Origin of the sequence: Amycolatopsis marina, from assembly GCF_900111885.1 — a bacterium.
Lineage (GTDB): Bacteria > Actinomycetota > Actinomycetes > Mycobacteriales > Pseudonocardiaceae > Amycolatopsis > Amycolatopsis marina.
Genome location: NZ_FOKG01000008.1, coordinates 281246 through 296526, shown reverse-complemented (window position 1 = coordinate 296526; position 15281 = coordinate 281246). Strand labels below are relative to the sequence as shown.

At 71.0% G+C, this 15281-nt stretch carries 16 protein-coding genes; 9 read left to right on the top strand and 7 right to left on the bottom strand.

Translation table 11 applies throughout. The features are described from left to right. Positions 1 to 7 precede the first annotated feature (7 nt). The 5 genes from BM199_RS15890 to BM199_RS15870 all read right to left on the bottom strand — a co-directional run bounded on the left by BM199_RS15890 (position 8) and on the right by BM199_RS15870 (position 3403). Positions 8 to 355, bottom strand: a complete 348-nt coding sequence (locus BM199_RS15890; protein ID WP_091673975.1) for a PE domain-containing protein — start codon at positions 353 to 355, stop codon at positions 8 to 10. Then, entirely contained in the window at positions 337 to 774 is a 438-nt protein-coding gene (locus tag BM199_RS15885; protein WP_091674026.1) for a YbaB/EbfC family nucleoid-associated protein, read from the bottom strand. The genes BM199_RS15890 and BM199_RS15885 overlap by 19 nt, the downstream gene beginning before the upstream one ends. A gap of 148 nt (positions 775 to 922) precedes the next feature. Beyond that, on the bottom strand, positions 923 to 1867 hold the full coding sequence (locus BM199_RS15880; protein ID WP_091673974.1) for a hydroxymethylglutaryl-CoA lyase: 945 nt from the start codon (positions 1865 to 1867) through the stop codon (positions 923 to 925). A gap of 7 nt (positions 1868 to 1874) precedes the next feature. Further along, on the bottom strand, positions 1875 to 2456 hold the full coding sequence (locus BM199_RS15875) for a PH domain-containing protein (protein ID WP_091673973.1): 582 nt from the start codon (positions 2454 to 2456) through the stop codon (positions 1875 to 1877). Positions 2457 to 2575: 119 nt separating this feature from the next. Next, positions 2576 to 3403 carry a biotin--[acetyl-CoA-carboxylase] ligase gene (locus BM199_RS15870; RefSeq protein WP_091673972.1) on the bottom strand — a complete coding sequence of 276 codons (828 nt, stop codon included), beginning with the start codon at positions 3401 to 3403 and terminating at the stop codon, positions 2576 to 2578. Positions 3404 to 3589: 186 nt separating this feature from the next. On the opposite strand from BM199_RS15870, the gene BM199_RS15865 reads away from it, so the two are divergent. The 4 genes from BM199_RS15865 to BM199_RS15850 all read left to right on the top strand — a co-directional run bounded on the left by BM199_RS15865 (position 3590) and on the right by BM199_RS15850 (position 7846). After that, positions 3590 to 5239, top strand: coding sequence for an acyl-CoA carboxylase subunit beta (locus BM199_RS15865; protein ID WP_091673971.1), 1650 nt, complete (start codon positions 3590 to 3592; stop codon positions 5237 to 5239). Between the two features lie 96 nt (positions 5240 to 5335). Beyond that, the gene (locus BM199_RS15860; protein ID WP_091673970.1) at positions 5336 to 5572 is read left to right on the top strand and encodes an acyl-CoA carboxylase subunit epsilon; all 237 of its coding nucleotides are present in this window, start codon (positions 5336 to 5338) and stop codon (positions 5570 to 5572) included. Between the two features lie 180 nt (positions 5573 to 5752). Continuing rightward, complete coding sequence (locus tag BM199_RS15855) at positions 5753 to 6379, top strand: Maf family protein (protein ID WP_091673969.1); 627 nt, start codon at positions 5753 to 5755, stop codon at positions 6377 to 6379. Between the two features lie 102 nt (positions 6380 to 6481). After that, positions 6482 to 7846 carry a dicarboxylate/amino acid:cation symporter gene (locus BM199_RS15850; RefSeq protein WP_091673968.1) on the top strand — a complete coding sequence of 455 codons (1365 nt, stop codon included), beginning with the start codon at positions 6482 to 6484 and terminating at the stop codon, positions 7844 to 7846. 13 nt (positions 7847 to 7859) lie between these two features. Here BM199_RS15850 and BM199_RS15845 read toward each other — a convergent pair whose 3' ends face one another. Continuing rightward, on the bottom strand, positions 7860 to 8597 hold the full coding sequence (locus BM199_RS15845; protein WP_245788384.1) for a hypothetical protein: 738 nt from the start codon (positions 8595 to 8597) through the stop codon (positions 7860 to 7862). 67 nt (positions 8598 to 8664) lie between these two features. Between BM199_RS15845 and BM199_RS15840 the strand changes: the two genes are divergently transcribed. From BM199_RS15840 to BM199_RS15820, 5 genes are all read left to right on the top strand, one after another. Next, positions 8665 to 8970: an SAV_915 family protein gene (locus BM199_RS15840; RefSeq protein WP_245788383.1), complete on the top strand. Its 306-nt coding sequence runs from the start codon at positions 8665 to 8667 to the stop codon at positions 8968 to 8970. A gap of 187 nt (positions 8971 to 9157) precedes the next feature. Beyond that, positions 9158 to 10954 (top strand): acetyl/propionyl/methylcrotonyl-CoA carboxylase subunit alpha, encoded by a 1797-nt coding sequence (locus BM199_RS15835; RefSeq protein WP_091673967.1) that lies wholly within the window; start codon positions 9158 to 9160, stop codon positions 10952 to 10954. 84 nt (positions 10955 to 11038) lie between these two features. Further along, entirely contained in the window at positions 11039 to 11446 is a 408-nt protein-coding gene (locus BM199_RS15830) for a DUF1707 SHOCT-like domain-containing protein (protein WP_091673966.1), read from the top strand. A gap of 22 nt (positions 11447 to 11468) precedes the next feature. Further along, positions 11469 to 12008: a GNAT family N-acetyltransferase gene (locus BM199_RS15825; RefSeq protein WP_091673965.1), complete on the top strand. Its 540-nt coding sequence runs from the start codon at positions 11469 to 11471 to the stop codon at positions 12006 to 12008. Positions 12009 to 12018: 10 nt separating this feature from the next. Beyond that, entirely contained in the window at positions 12019 to 13521 is a 1503-nt protein-coding gene (locus BM199_RS15820) for an AMP-binding protein (protein WP_091674023.1), read from the top strand. Here BM199_RS15820 and glpD read toward each other — a convergent pair. Next, positions 13514 to 15211, bottom strand: coding sequence for a glycerol-3-phosphate dehydrogenase (glpD, locus tag BM199_RS15815; RefSeq protein WP_177242640.1), 1698 nt, complete (start codon positions 15209 to 15211; stop codon positions 13514 to 13516). The two genes, BM199_RS15820 and glpD, sit on opposite strands and share 8 nt — an antisense overlap. Between the last annotated feature and the right edge of the window lie 70 nt (positions 15212 to 15281).

The window sequence follows — 15281 nt, the reverse complement described above, 5'->3', positions numbered from 1 at the left end:
TCCGCCTCTAGTCCCCTGCTTCGGTACCGGCGACGTCGGCGACGGCGGCCTCGTCCGCGTCGCGGTAGGCCGCGGCCGCGCTCGAGAACCGTGCGCCCATCGCCGCCAGCTCGCCCGCGAGCCCCTCGATTCGATCCAGCGCCCGGATCGCCCGCTGTTCGTGCGAAGCGGCGAAGCCGCGGCCGACCTCGTCGTCGCCCCACGGCGGCACGGTGGCGCCCGCCAGTACCCCGCCCAGTTCGGTGGCGATGGCTGCGGCGCGCGCCGCGAGGCCGTCGAAGTCGCCCGCGACCACCAGCAGGCGGTCGGGGTCGGCGGCGAATCCCTGGGCCGGGGTCACCTCGCGCTCGGCCATCGCGTCTCGCCCACCCAGGACTGGTTCTCGAAGCTGTCGTCCTCGCGGGGTGCGGCCGCGGAGAGTTCGTCGGCGCCGAGATCGCCGGTGCCCAGCAGCAGCGCCTGCGGGTCGGCACCTTCGCCGAGCGCGGGGGCGAGCACCTCGGCAGCCGCCGCGAGTGAGCGCACGGTCGCCTCGGCCGTTGCCCGCACGATCTGCTCGGCCAGTTCGGCGGGCCGGTAGCGCTGGTACGCCTCGTCGGCGATGACCAGTCCGGTGAGGGTTCCCTTCGGCCCGGTGGTCGCGGTGACCAGGCCACCCGCCGCTGTCGCCGACGCGCGGACAGCACTCAGCTCGCGATGCGCGGTGGCGAGTTGCTCGCGGCTGTCGCGGTAGTCGGCGAGCAGTTGCTGCACGCGCGCGCTGTGCTCGGTCACGGCGTCCTCCCCGATGTGGACAGCGGTCGGCTGGGACTCAGACGCACGCTGCACACGCATGGTTCCGCGCTCTGCCAGGATTTCGACGCCCCGTTCGGGTGAAGCTCCCCTGCGGGAATGCGGCGACGAGGTCCACCGGCACCGCGCCTCAGCCGGCGAGCGCGCGGACCACTCGCGAGGGACTCGGTCTGCCGAGCTTTCCGGCCATCCAGGCGCTCGTCGCGACCAGCGCGTCCAGGTCGACGCCGTGCTCGACACCCAGCCCGTCGAGCATCCACACCAGGTCCTCCGTCGCCAGGTTGCCGGTCGCGGACTCGGCGTACGGGCAGCCGCCGAGGCCACCGGCCGAAGAGTCCACCGTGCACACACCGAGACGAAGCGCCGCGAGGGTGTTGGCCAGTGCCTGCCCGTAGGTGTCGTGGAAGTGCACCGCGAGGACGTCCGGCCCGGTCCCGGCCGCACCGAATGCGCTGACCAGGCGTTCCACCTGTCCAGGCGTCGCGACGCCGATGGTGTCGCCGAGGGAGAGCTGCCCACACCCGAGGTCGAGCAGCCGGGCGCCGGTGCGCGCCACCTGCTCCGCGGGCACCGCGCCCTCCCACGGATCACCGAAGCACATCGACAGGTAGCCGCGCACCTCGAGCCCTTCGGCGCGGGCCCTGGACACCACGGGCTCGAACATCGCGAACTGCTCGTCGAGACCCGAGTTGAGGTTGCGGCGGGCGAACGTCTCCGTCGCGCTCGCGAACACCGCGATCTCGCGCACACCCGCCGCGAGCGCCCGGTCCAGGCCCTTCTCGTTGGGCACCAGCACGGGATACCGCACCTGGTCGTGCGCGTCGAGGCGCGCCAGCAGTTCCTCGGCATCGGCCAGCTGCGGCACCCACTTCGGATGCACGAAACTGGTCGCCTCGAGCACGGGGAGCCCGGCACGGGCCAGCCGGTCGAGGAACTCCAGCTTCACCTCCACCGGCACGGACACCGACTCGTTCTGCAGGCCGTCCCTGGCACCGACCTCCCAGATCGTCACCCGCTCCGGCAGCTCGCCCGAGGAGGCCACCCGCTCGGGCAGGTCCAGTTCACGTGCACCCATGGCAGGCTCAGCGCCTCCGTCCGCGCGTGCGGGGCTGCGGCGGCGGTGGTTCCTCGTCGAATCCCGGCCCTGCCTGACCCCGTTCCGCGTAGTCGTCGTACGGGTTGTCATTGACCTCGCGGTAGATGAAGGTGTGCACCTTCTCCACGCTCGGGATGTCGTCGAACTTCAACGGCTGGTCCGACGCCGACTCGATGATCAGCGTCCCGCAGCCGAAGACCCGGTCGAGCAGGCCGTGCTCGAACTGGACGCTGTTGATCCGCGACATCGGGATGTCGATTCCCGTGCGCTTGATCACGCCCTCCCGCGCGATGACCCGGTCGGAGGTGACGATGAAGTGCGTCGTGCGCCAGCGCACCAACGGCGCGAGGAACAGCCACACGACCAGCAGCAGCGCGACCGCGCCGATGGCGATCAGGGTGATCAGGTCCCACGGCGGCGAGATGTCCCGCGCCAGCAGCGCGAGCCAGATACCGGCGCCCAGCGTGAGCAGCAGCACGAACACCGGGACGACCAGCATCTTGAAGTGCGGGTGCTTGTGCACCACGATGCTCTCGCCCTCGCTGAGCAGATCGTCTGGATAGGCCACTCGAACGCTCCCCGTCCCGGCGGGCCCACGAGCCCGGCTCCCTTAAGTACTGGTGTGCCAACCGTACCGGCGCGGGGCCCCTCGGCCGCTCATCGCGCGGTGTTTCGTCACCGTGTTCGTCATGAGGCCTGCTGCGGTGAGCGCAGGTGCACCACGTCCCCCGCGTACAGGGTGCGGCGCCTGCCGCCCGTGTCCAGGATCAGCTGTCCCGCGTCGTCAACATCGACCGCGACGCCGAACAACGTGCCGCCGTCGGCGAGTATCGCCTTGACCTCCTGACCGAGCGTCGCGCACCGGTCCCGGTAGTCCTGCAGCAGGCCCGCGGCGGCAAGATCCCCGCGCGCCTGCCGCCAGCTGTCCTCGCGGTCGGCGAGCGCGGCCAGCAGCAGCGCGGCGATCTGTGTGCGGTCCGTGGTCCGCGCCCCCTGCTCCCGCAGCGAGGTCGCGGGCAGGCCGCCCGGCCCGGGAGACACCGGCACGGGGGACGGGCGCACGTTCAGCCCGATCCCGAGCACCACGGCGATCTCGTCGGAGGACGCCGCCTCGGACAGGATGCCCGCGCACTTGCCCCGTTCCGGGCCCGCGAGCACGTCGTTGGGCCACTTGAGCACGGCGTCGACGCCGAGTGCCGAGGCGACGTCGGTCACCGCGAGACCCGCGACGACCGAGAGGGAACCCAGCCGGGCAAAGGAGACGTCCCGGGGCCGCAGCAGCACGCTGCAGTAGATGCCCGCTCCCGGGGGCGAGTTCCAGACCCGGCCCCGCCGGCCCGACCCCGCGGTCTGCTCCTCGGCGATCAGCACGGTGCGGTCCTCGGCCCCTTCGGTGACGGCCATCCGCAGGTCGGCGTTGGTGGAGCCGGTGACAGAGACCACGTCGAGCGCCGCGTAGGGGCCTGCGGGCCGCAGCAGATCGGCGCGGAGCCTGCTCGCATCGATGGGAGCCATACGGTGCACCTTATGACCTGTTCCGGTGCCCGCTCGCACGTGGTGACAAGCGGTGACGTTGCCTACGCCACAGCGCGACAGGGCGCTGCTGTCGTTAGGCTGCGCCTCTATGAGCGACTGGCACCGTGAACAAGCCGGGCACGGCACTGAGCGATGTGCAGCCCGCCGGCGAGTGAGGCAAAAGTCATGAGCAGCGCGACGGAGCCGATCGGGACGCCCCCTGAACTGGCCGGCACCAAACCGGACATCCACACGACGGCAGGCAAACTCGCCGATCTCTATCAGCGCTACGACGACGCGGTGCACGCCGGGTCGGCCCGCGCGGTGGAGCGGCAGCACGCCAAGGGCAAGAAGACCGCTCGTGAGCGGATCGACCTGCTGCTCGACCCCGGATCGTTCGTCGAGCTCGACGAGCTCGCCCGGCACCGCTCCACCAACTTCGGTCAGGAGAAGAACCGCCCGTACGGCGACGGCGTCGTGACCGGCTACGGCACGGTCGACGGCCGGCCGGTCTGCGTGTTCAGCCAGGACGTGACCGTCTTCGGTGGCTCACTCGGCGAGGTCTACGGCGAGAAGATCGTCAAGGTCATGGACCTGGCCATCAAGACCGGCAGGCCGATCGTCGGGATCAACGAGGGCGGTGGCGCGCGGATCCAGGAAGGTGTCGTCTCGCTCGGCCTCTACGGGGAGATCTTCACCCGCAACGTCAAGGCCTCCGGCGTGGTGCCGCAGATCTCGCTGATCATGGGCGCGAACGCGGGCGGGCACGTCTACTCCCCCGCGCTCACCGACTTCGTGGTGATGGTCGACCAGACCTCGCAGATGTTCATCACCGGACCGGACGTGGTGAAGACGGTGACCGGCGAGGAGGTCACCCTCGAGGAGCTCGGCGGCGCCCGCACGCACAACACCAAGTCCGGCAACGCGCACTACATGGGCAGCGACGACGAGGACGCGATCGCCTACGTCAAGGAACTGCTGTCGTTCCTGCCCTCGAACAACCTCTCCGAGCCGCCGCTGTTCGAGGCGCCGGAGCCCTCCGGCGAGTCCATCGTAGACGGCGTCACCGAGTCGGACGCCGAGCTGGACACGTTGATCCCGGACTCGGTGAACCAGCCCTACGACATGCGCGAGGTCATCACCCGTGTCGTCGACGAGGGCGAGTTCCTCGAGGTGCAGGAGCTTTTCGCGCCCAACATCGTCGTCGGCTTCGGCCGGATTGACGGGCAGAGCGTCGGGATCGTCGCGAACCAGCCGACCCAGTTCGCGGGCTGCCTCGACATCGACGCCTCGGAGAAGGCCGCACGGTTCGTCCGTACCTGCGACGCGTTCAGCGTCCCGGTGCTGACCTTCGTCGACGTGCCGGGCTTCCTTCCGGGTACCGACCAGGAGTGGAACGGCATCATCCGGCGCGGGGCGAAACTGATCTACGCCTACGCGGAGGCGACCGTCCCGCTGGTCACCGTGATCACCCGCAAGGCCTACGGCGGCGCGTACGACGTGATGGGGTCCAAGCACCTCGGCGCCGACGTGAACGTCGCATGGCCGACCGCGCAGATCGCCGTGATGGGCGCGCAGGGCGCGGCGAACATCGTGCACCGCAAGACGTTGAGCAAGGCCAAGGAGGAGGGCGCCGACGTCGACGCCCTGCGCGCCGACCTCATCCAGGAGTACGAGGACACGCTCTGCAACCCCTATGTCGCCGCCGAGCGCGGCTATGTGGACTCCGTCATCCCGCCGGCGCACACTCGTGGCTACGTGGCCCGCGCGCTGCGCCTGCTGCGGGACAAGCGCGAGACGCTGCCGCCCAAGAAGCACGGCAACATTCCGCTGTGAGGCGAGTGAGGCAAGAGGCATGAGCGACCGGCACCGTGAGCGAATCGGGTACGGCACTGAGCGATGTGCAGCCCGCCGGCGAGTGAGGCAGCAAGAATGAGCGACGAGCAGACGACCGAGACGACCGCCCGGCCGCTGCTGCGCGTGGTGCGCGGTAACCCGGACGACGCCGAACTGGCCGCGGTGACCGCCGTGGTGGCCGCGGCGGCGTCCGGCGAGGCGTCCGCGCCGGACGCACCACGCCGCTCGCGGTGGAGCGACCCGGCGGCACGTCTGCGCACGCCGCTGCGCCCCGGCCCCGGCGCGTGGCGCGCCTCGGCCCTCCCCGGCTGAGCCCCCCCTCGCACTTTCCCGGGAAAGTGCGGATAGTTGCGCACGCACGTACCGCACTTTCCCGGGAAAGTGCGGGTACGGCACCGCGCCGACCTGGGGAAGTGGGCGTGACGGCTCGCACTTTCCCGGGAAAGTGCGAGCCGTGGAATGGCTCGCGGGCGGGGCGGTAACCTCCGCGTCGTGCGCTTCGTTCTCGCCTCCGCCTCCCCCGCCCGCCTTGCCGTGCTCCGCGCCGCCGGGATCGACGCCAGTGTGGTCGTCTCCGGTGTGGACGAGGACGCCGTGGCGGCGAACCTGACCGACCCCTCCCCTGCCGAGCTGGTCACCGCGCTGGCTATGGCCAAGGCGGAGAAGGTCGCGGACACGCTCGCAGGGACCTACGACGACAACCACCCGGCCGTCGTCGTGGGCTGTGACTCCATGCTCTCGATCGGCGGGGAGATGGTCGGCAAGCCGAAATCCGCCGAGGACGCGCACAAGCGCTGGGCCGCGATGGCGGGTGGCACCGGGGAGTTGCTCACCGGGCACGCGGTGCTGCGCCTGGACACCGGCGCCCGCGCCACCGGCAGCCGCGGGACAACGGTCCGCTTCGGCACCCCCACCCAGCACGAACTGGACGCCTACGTCGGCAGCGGCGAACCGCTCGCCGTCGCCGGCGCGTTCACCATCGACGGTCTTGGCGGCTGGTTCGTCGAGGGCGTCGACGGCGACCCGTCGAGCGTCATCGGTATCAGCCTGCCGCTGACCCGGCAGCTGCTCGCCGAGGTCGGCGTGAGCGTCGTCGACCTCTGGTCTCCCACATCCTGAGAGTCCAGCCACAGGGACAAGCGATCCGGAAGAGTCCGGGGCCGTCAGTCGTTGACCACGACTGGCCCACCTCGAGAACCCTTCACATCCCCGGAGTTGCCCGTGTCCTTCGTGCGGACCTACACCAAACCGCCGGTCTTCGCCGCGGCGGTACTCGGCTCACTCGCCGTCGGTGCCCTGCTGGGCGTCGTCGCCAGGACCACCGAAGCCGTCTGGCTGACCGACACCCTCGACCAGATCGGCTCGATCTTCACCACGCTGCTGCAGATCGCGGTGATCCCGCTGGTCTTCACCGCGATCGTGGTGGGCATCAACAGCCTGCGCAGGCTCGGCGGCGGGCGCACCGCCGCCAGGCTCGGCGGCAAGACGGTGCTCTGGTTCGCGATCACGTCGTTCATCGCGGTCCTGATCGGCATCGTGGTCGGCAGGCTGTTCAACCCCGGCAGCGGTGGTCTCGGCGCCGGCGTGGCCGCGACCGCGGCCAACTCGGACAAGGCCGCGTCCAGTGTGGACAAATGGGGGTCCTGGACGGCCTTCGTCGACGGGATAATCCCCAGCAACTTCGTTTCCGCCTTCGCCGAGGGCGAGACGCTGCAGGTGCTCTTCCTCGCGCTGATCGTGGGTGCGGCCGCCTACAGCCTGGGTGACCGGGCCAAGCCCTTCGTCGACTTCACCTCGAGCGTCTTCGAGATCATCCAGCGCTACCTGGGCTGGATCGTACGGCTGGCCCCGATCGGCATCGTCGGCCTCATCGGCGCGGCGGTGGCCAACTACGGCGACGCGCTGTTCCGGCCGCTGCTGTCGCTGACCGTCGCGGTCTACGCCGGCAGCCTGCTGGTGCTGCTCGTGGTCTACCCGGTGCTGCTGCGGTTCGTGGCACAGGTCAGCCCCGGCCAGTTCTTCGGCAAGGCGTGGACGGCGATCCAGTTCGCCTTCGCCTCCCAGTCCTCCGGCGCGACCCTGCCGCTGACCCGGCAGTCGGCGGTGAACCTCGGCGTGGACCCCGGCTACGCGGCCTTCGCGACCCCGCTGGCGAGCGCGACCAAAATGGACGGCTGCGCCGCGGTGTTCCCCGCCATCGGCGCGATCTTCATCGCCAACATCTCCGGACAGTCGCTGAGCCTGTGGCAGTACGGCGGCATCGTGGTCGTCGCGGTACTGGGTGCGCTGGCCACGGCGGGCACCACCGGCTGGCTCACCGCGCTGACACTGACCACCACGGTGATCGGCCTCGGCGCGGAGCAGGTGGCGCTGGGCATCGCGCTGATCTACTCGGTCAACCCGATCATGGACATGATCCGCACCGCGACGAACGTGGCCGGGCAGATCGCCGTGCCGACCATCGTCGCCCGCACGGAGGGCCTGCTCGACGACGACGTCCTGCACACACCGAGCGCCCCGCCGCTGCTCGCCGACACCGGGACCGAGGCACGTCCTGCGAGCACAACGGCCACGACGAGCGCCTGACCGGGCACCGAGGTCACGGGCAGGGGCGCAACTCGCCCTCGCTGACCCGGACATCGGGCCAGCCACGGATGTCACTCGGGGACGTGTAGTGCCCGGTGCAACCGAGTTCGGCCCCGCCCACCTCGTACACGGCGGCCACCACCGGCGCGACCTTGCACGAGGCCTCGGGGTCCGAGACGGCGCAGTCGTGCCGGACCACCACGACCTCGGGCACCTCGTCCCCCGAGACGTCGTCCAGCGCGATCGTGCCCGCGTTCGAGAAGTACGGCCGGTCGGCGGGCCGCCAGGTGCCGCCGCGCGCGACCACCACCTCGCCGACCGTGCCGTCCTCGAGGGAGCCCCTGACGAGACACACCGAGATCGCACCCTCCACACAGCGCAGTGAGTCACCGCCGACCTTCGCGCCCATCGTGGCGATCGTGCTCTCGAGCACCGTGGCCGTGTCGGTGCCCCAGTCGACCCGGACCCGCCCGGACCTGCCGTCCTGGTCCGCCAGCAACTCCACGGTCGAGCCGTCGACGTCGACCGAGACGAGCACCACGCACCGGCTCTCGGGACAGTCACCCGCCGGACTCGAGCCCGAGACCGAGGGGGCGTCCGGCGCCTCGCCTTCGGCGTTCGCGGAAGGGGAGTTCTCCTGGCGCGACCGGAGCAGGAACACCGTCACCAGGGCCGCGATCGTGACCACCAGGGCCAGTACGACGGTCACCAGCACCGTGCGTGGTGGCCGGGACGAGTTCGTCGAGGTCACGACTCCAGCGTAAGTGCGCGCCGCCCACCCGGCGAGGTAGCTCTGGGTGCCCGTCTATGTTGTCCGCGTGACCATTTCCGAATCGACTCCGCGCCTGCCCGTCCCGCCCGGCTTCCCGCCGATGGTTTACATCCCCTGCGGTCGCTACCGGACGCAGGACGGCGGCAGCACCCTCGCCGTCGAGCTGCGGCACACCGAGGACGGCAAGCTGGCGCTGCTGGCGTACTCCGCGATCGACCGCCTCGTGCGCTGCTGCGGGGAGCAGCAGCCGTGGGCGCTGGTGAACACCGAGGAGCTGACGGCGATCTTCGAGCGCCAGCCCTACGAGGCCATCCTGCTCGACACCGAACTGCCCGCCCCGCTGCGGCACTGAGCCGCCTCCGCGCCGCCGGGACGAACGTGGTCTGGCCCACAACCCCGGCTTGAGCAGGCCCGAAGCGGTAAGGAGTGAGCCGCCTCTCACCACGTTCCGGCAGTACTGTCGCCTAAACTGCTGCGAGGCCCGCGGACGCGCCTCTTCGCGTCCATGCCGGGCAGAGCGACCACGAGGAGGCAAGGGCGTGCCCGAAGGTGCCAGCGCGACGCAGGGCGGACCGGTGACGAAGGTGCTCGTCGCCAACCGGGGCGAGATCGCGGTCCGGGTCATCAGAGCAGCCGCCGACGCGGGGCTGACCAGCGTCGCCGTGTACGCGGATCCGGACAGGGACGCACCACACGTGCGCCTCGCCGACGAGGCGTTCGCTCTGGGCGGGACCACCGCCGCCGAGAGCTACCTGGTCTTCGACAAGCTGCTCGACGCGGCCAAGCGCGCCGGCGCGGATGCCATCCACCCCGGTTACGGCTTCCTCTCGGAGAACGCCGAATTCGCCCAGGCCGTGATCGACGCGGGCCTGACCTGGATCGGCCCGAATCCACAGGCCATCCGTGACCTCGGGGACAAGGTCACGGCCCGCCACATCGCCCTCAAGGCGGGTGCACCGCTGGTTCCGGGCACCAAGGACCCGGTGGAGACGGCCGAGGAGATCGTCGCCTTCGCGGGCGAACACGGGCTGCCCGTGGCCATCAAGGCCGCGTTCGGCGGCGGCGGTCGTGGCCTGAAGGTGGCCAGGACAATCGAGGAGATCCCGGAGCTGTTCGAGTCGGCCACCAGGGAGGCCGTCGCGGCCTTCGGCCGGGGCGAGTGCTTCGTGGAGCGCTACCTCGACCGGCCAAGGCACGTCGAGGCGCAGGTGCTCGCCGACATGCACGGCAACGCCGTCGTGGTCGGCACCCGCGACTGCTCGCTGCAGCGCAGGCACCAGAAGCTCGTCGAGGAGGCGCCGGCGCCGTACCTGTCCGACGAACAGCGCGCGACGATCCACGAGTCCGCCAAGGCGATCTGCAAGGAGGCCGGCTACTACGGTGCCGGAACCGTCGAGTACCTGGTCGGCCTCGACGGCACGATCTCCTTCCTCGAGGTCAACACCAGGTTGCAGGTCGAGCACCCGGTCTCGGAGGAGACCACCGGGATCGACCTCGTACGTGAGCAGTTCCGCATCGCCGAGGGCAAGGCGCTGCCGTTCACCTCCGATCCCACCCCGCGCGGGCACAGCATCGAGTTCCGGATCAACGGCGAGGACGCGGGCCGCAACTTCCTGCCCGCTCCGGGCACCGTGACCCGGCTGGTCTTCCCCGAGGGCCCTGGCGTGCGCGTGGACTCGGGTGTCGAGACCGGCACGGTCATCGGCGGGCAGTTCGACTCGATGCTGGCGAAGGTCATCGTCACCGGAGCCGATCGCACCCAGGCGCTCGAGCGCAGCCGCCGTGCGCTCGGCGAGATGGTGGCCGACGGCATGGCCACCGTGCTGCCGTTCCACCGCGCGATCGTGCGTGATCCGGCGTTCGTCGGCGACGAGAACGGGTTCAGCGTGCACACCCGCTGGATCGAGACCGAGTTCGACAACCAGATCGAGCCGTTCGACGGCGGTACGCCTGTCGAGGAGGAGACCGCGCCGCGGCAGAACGTCGTCGTCGAGGTCGGCGGGCGCAGGCTCGAGGTCTCCCTGCCCGGCGACCTCGCGCTGGGCGGCGGTGGCGGCACGGGCGGTGCCGCGAAGGCCAAGCCGCGCAAGCGCGGCGGCGGCGGCAAGACGGCGGTCAGCGGCGACGCGGTGACCGCGCCGATGCAGGGCACGATCGTGAAGGTCGGTGTCGAGGAGGGCCAGCAGGTCGAGGCGGGTGAGCTGATCGTCGTGCTGGAGGCCATGAAGATGGAGAACCCGGTCACCGCCCACAAGGCGGGTACGGTCACCGGGCTCACCGTCGAGGTCGGCTCGGCCGTCAGCCAGGGGTCCGTCCTGCTCGAACTGAAGGACTGAGAGACGCAGCCCGGTGCGGACCTCCTCGGGTAGCGCACCCACACCGTGACCCCCCGCACGGCGCGGGGCACCTAGGATCGTGGAGTGCCAGCGGACCAGCCCCACCTTCGCCTCAGCGATGACGAGCGCCAGGACGCCCTGGATGCGCTCTCCGAGCACGTCCGCACCGGGCGCCTGGACATCGGCGAGTTCGGCGACCGCTCGTCCCAGGTGACCTCCGCGCGCACGAGGGGCGACCTGATCCCGTTGTTCAGCGACCTGCCCGAGCCTCGCCCGAAGTTCCTCTCGCCGTACCGGCCGGCCGCGGCCACTCCCGTCCGCAGACCGTCGCAGCCGCCGTCGCAACGACTCGCATCCGCGGCGGTCCCGATCGCCGCCGTGGTCGCGATCGTGCTGTTCTTCACCGTGGCGAAGGGGTTCTGGCTGGTCTTCCTGATCCCCGCCGCGGTGGCGCTCCTCGCCGGGTCCCTCTTCGGCGGCCGGGGCCGCTGAGCGTCGGCGATAGGGTCCAGTCATGGAACCGGTCGAGATCAACGCGGGCAACTACTACCTGCGCCAGTTGCGGGCGGACGAGCTGATGGACGACCGGCCCGCGCTGGTCGAGGCCTTCGCCGACCCAACGCAGCGCCGCTACGTGCCGGGTTACCAGGTCGGCACGCTGGAGGAGGCGGGCGAGTACGTCGCGGTGCGGGCACGGCAGTGGGAGCGCGACGAACGCTGCTCCTGGGCGGTTGCCGAACCGACCACCGGCGACCTGCTCGGCGAGATCCTGTTGAAGAACCTCGACCTGGAAGCGGGGGTCGCCGAGGCCGGGTTGTGGATACACCCGAACGCCAGGGGCAGGGGCGTCGGGGTGACGGCGCTGAGCGCCGCGCTGCGGTTCGGCTTCGGCGCGCTGGGACTGCGGGAGATCAGCTACCAGCACGAGGAGAGCAACACCGCCTCCGCCGCCGTCGCGCGTCGCTGCGGGTTCACCCATGTGCGTACCGAGCACGCCGGGCCGGGTGTGGAACCGGAGCTGATCTGGACTCGCGGTCCGGCAGGCGCGATGTGAGCCAGTGCCGGTGCCCAGCTACTTTCTGACACGCGTTCTCCGGGCGCTGGCCGACGGCGGGAGCCGCCCCGCGTTCGTGCACGGTGGAGAATGCGTGACCTACGAGGCGGCCACGCGGCTGGTGCGACGGCTGCACGACGGGCTCGCGGCCGAGGGCGTCGGCCGGGGCGAGACCGTCGCGATCATCGGTGGCAACCGCCCCGAGTCGCTCCTCGCGCAACTGGCGGCCCAGTTGCGCGGCGCGACGGTGCTGCTGGTCGGCGCCTCGGCGAGCCTGCCGGACATGGCCACGGCGATCTCCGCGGCCGGCGCGGGCACGGTGATCGTCGACCCCGGCCGGATCGGCGATCTGCGCCACCTGCCGGGGCGGTGCGGGGTACTGGGGCTGGGGTCCGCGCCGGGAGTCGTGGATCTGCTTCACGAATGGCCGACCACGGCGCTCGCCCTGCCCGAATCGGCGCGGGTGATCTTCACGTCGGGAGGCACGACCGGGACTCCCAAGCTCATCTGCCACAGCCGGATTTACGAGGAAATGGCCCACATCTTCCGGCCCGGCCCCTCCCCGGAACGAGCGCTACTGGTGGCGCCGATGTCCCATATGACCGGGAACGCCGCGGCCCTCGGCGCGCTGCTGCGGGGCGACGTCGTGGTGCTGCACGAGGGCTTCGACGCGGCGGCCGTGCTGCGCGCCATCGAGTCCGAGCGGATCACGACACTGTCCCTCACTCCACCAAGGCTGGCGCAGGTGCTCGACCATCCTGCGATCGAGTCCACGGATCTGCGCAGCATGCGCGCGCTCTCCGTCGGCGCGAGCCCGCTGCCCGCGCACCGGCTGCGCCAGGCGCTGGACGTGTTCGGCCCGGTGGTCGGGCAGGGGTACGGGCTGACCGAGGCACCGATGATCGCGAACCTCGCACCCGCGGAACTGGCGGACCATCCGCACCGGCTCGGGTCTGTCGGACGAATCGTGCCCGGGATGGAGGCGCGTGTCGACGACTCGACCGGGGAGGTCCTGGTGCGCGGACTCGCACTGATGGACGGGTATCTCGACCGGCCCGCTCCGCTCGAGGACGGCTGGCTGCGCACCGGTGACGCCGGGAAGTTCGACAGCGACGGATACCTGTACCTGCTGGGCAGACTGGACGACGTGATCGTCACCGGGGAGAACGGCAGCCTGGTTCATCCGTCCGTTGTGGAGGACGCGCTCACCGGGCATCCGCTGGTGCGCCACGCCGCGGTGTTCGGCGTGCCGGGCACTGACGCCGGTGGCGAGGTGGTGCACGCCGTGGTGGTGCCCACCGAACCGCGCTCGGGGACACCGGAGACCGCCGACGCGCTGCGGCGGCACGTCGAGGTCGTCCTCGGCCGCGGTCACCTGGCGCCCTCGGCCGTGGAGTTCACCGAAGCGCTCCCCCTCACCCCCATCGGCAAGGTGGACCGCAAAGCCCTCCGCGCCCGGCATCAACCCACTGGCCCTCCCCGGAATTCGTCGACGAGTTCCGGCGTCAGCTGACGGGTTCGGTGATGTTGGCGCGGGCTTCGGGAGCGGCGACCCTGCGGGCATCGGCCGCCTCGTCGTTGGGCTGGGTCTGGGAGTCGCGTTCCGCCTCGACCCGCGCCCGGTAGACCTCGACCTCGTGGTCGGTGGTCTCCGTGGACCAGCCGAGGATCTCCCCCATCAGCGCCGCCACCTGCTTCGCGCAGTCCACGCCGCGGTGCGGGTACTCGATGGAGATGCGGGTGCGCCGCGCGAGCACGTCCTCCAGGTGCAGTGCGCCCTCGTGGCTCACCGCGTAGACGACCTCGACCGCGAGGTAGTCCGGCGCGGACTCCAGCGGCTTGAGCAACTCCGGCCGCTGATCGGCCATCGCCAGCACTTCGTGCACGAGTGAGCCGTAGCGGTCCAGCAGGTGCCGCACCCGGTACGGATGCAGCCCGTGCTCGGCGGCCAGGTGGTCGGCCTGGTTCACCAGCGCGTGGTAGCCGTCGGCGCCGATGAGCGGCACCTTGTCGGTGATCGAGGACTGCGGCCTGCCCGGCAGGTCCACGGCCGCGGCATCGACGGCGTCGGCCGCCATCACCCGGTAGGTGGTGTACTTGCCGCCCGCGATCGCCACCAGCCCCGGCGCGACCCGCGCGACGGCGTGCTCCCTGGACAGCTTCGACGTCTCCTCGCTCTCACCCGCGAGCAGCGGGCGCAACCCCGCGTAGACGCCCTCGATGTCGTCGTGGGTCAGCGGCGTGGCCAGCACCTCGTTCACGTGCTCGAGCAGGTAGTCGATGTCGTGTTTGGTCGCGGCCGGGTGCGCGAGGTCGAGGTTCCAGTCGGTGTCGGTGGTGCCGATGATCCAGTGGTTGCGCCACGGGATCACGAACAGCACGGACTTCTCGGTGCGCAGGATCATCCCGGACTCGGAGACGATCCGGTCCCTCGGCACGACGATGTGCACGCCCTTGCTGGAGCGCACCCGGAACCTGCCGCGGCTGCCGGACAGCCGCTGCAGCTCGTCGGTCCACACGCCGGTGCAGTTGATCACCACGCCGGCCTGCACGTCGGTCTCCCTGCCGTCTTCGACGTCGCGCACGCGCACGCCGGAGACCCGGTCGGCCTCGCGCAGGAAGTCGACGACCTGAGTCGAGGTACGCACGATCGCGCCGTAGTGCGCGGCGGTGCGGGCGACGGTCATCGTGTGCCGGGCGTCATCGGCCTGCGCGTCGTAGTAACGGATCCCGCCGATCAGGGCGTCCCGCTTGAGCGCGGGCACCATGCGCAGCGCACCCGCCCTGGTGAGGTGCTTCTGCCCCGGCACCGACCTGGCGCCACCCATCGTGTCGTACAGGAACAGCCCTGCCGCCGTGTACGGCCGCTCCCACACCCTGCGGGTCAGCGGGTAGAGGAAGCTGACCGGCTTCACCAGGTGCGGCGCCAGCAGGGTGAGCATCAGCTCGCGCTCGCGCAGCGCCTCGCGCACCAGGCCGAACTCCAGTTGCTCCAAATAGCGCAGTCCGCCGTGGAACAACTTGCTGGACCGGCTGGACGTGCCCGCTGCCAGGTCGCGCGCCTCGACCTGCGCGACCCGCAGACCGCGGGTCGCCGCGTCCAACGCGACACCGGCGCCGACGATGCCGCCACCGATGACCACGACGTCGAACGTCTCCGAGCCGAGCCGCTCCCACGAATCCGCGCGGCTCTGCGGCCCCAGCACCGCGGGGTCGCCTGTTGCGGCACGAGGTCCGGGCCGGGGTCCACGCTGCGGCTCAGTCACCAGAGAT

What these genes read in the sequence shown, in the direction of transcription:
- BM199_RS15890 (WP_091673975.1), bottom strand. Translation starts at nt 355, where the DNA reads ATGGCCGAGCGCGAGGTGACCCCGGCCCAGGGATTCGCCGCCGACCCC.
- BM199_RS15880 (WP_091673974.1), bottom strand. Translation starts at nt 1,867, where the DNA reads ATGGGTGCACGTGAACTGGACCTGCCCGAGCGGGTGGCCTCCTCGGGC.
- BM199_RS15870 (WP_091673972.1), bottom strand. Translation starts at nt 3,403, where the DNA reads ATGGCTCCCATCGATGCGAGCAGGCTCCGCGCCGATCTGCTGCGGCCC.
- BM199_RS15865 (WP_091673971.1), top strand. Translation starts at nt 3,590, where the DNA reads ATGAGCAGCGCGACGGAGCCGATCGGGACGCCCCCTGAACTGGCCGGC.
- BM199_RS15860 (WP_091673970.1), top strand. Translation starts at nt 5,336, where the DNA reads ATGAGCGACGAGCAGACGACCGAGACGACCGCCCGGCCGCTGCTGCGC.
- BM199_RS15825 (WP_091673965.1), top strand. Translation starts at nt 11,469, where the DNA reads ATGGAACCGGTCGAGATCAACGCGGGCAACTACTACCTGCGCCAGTTG.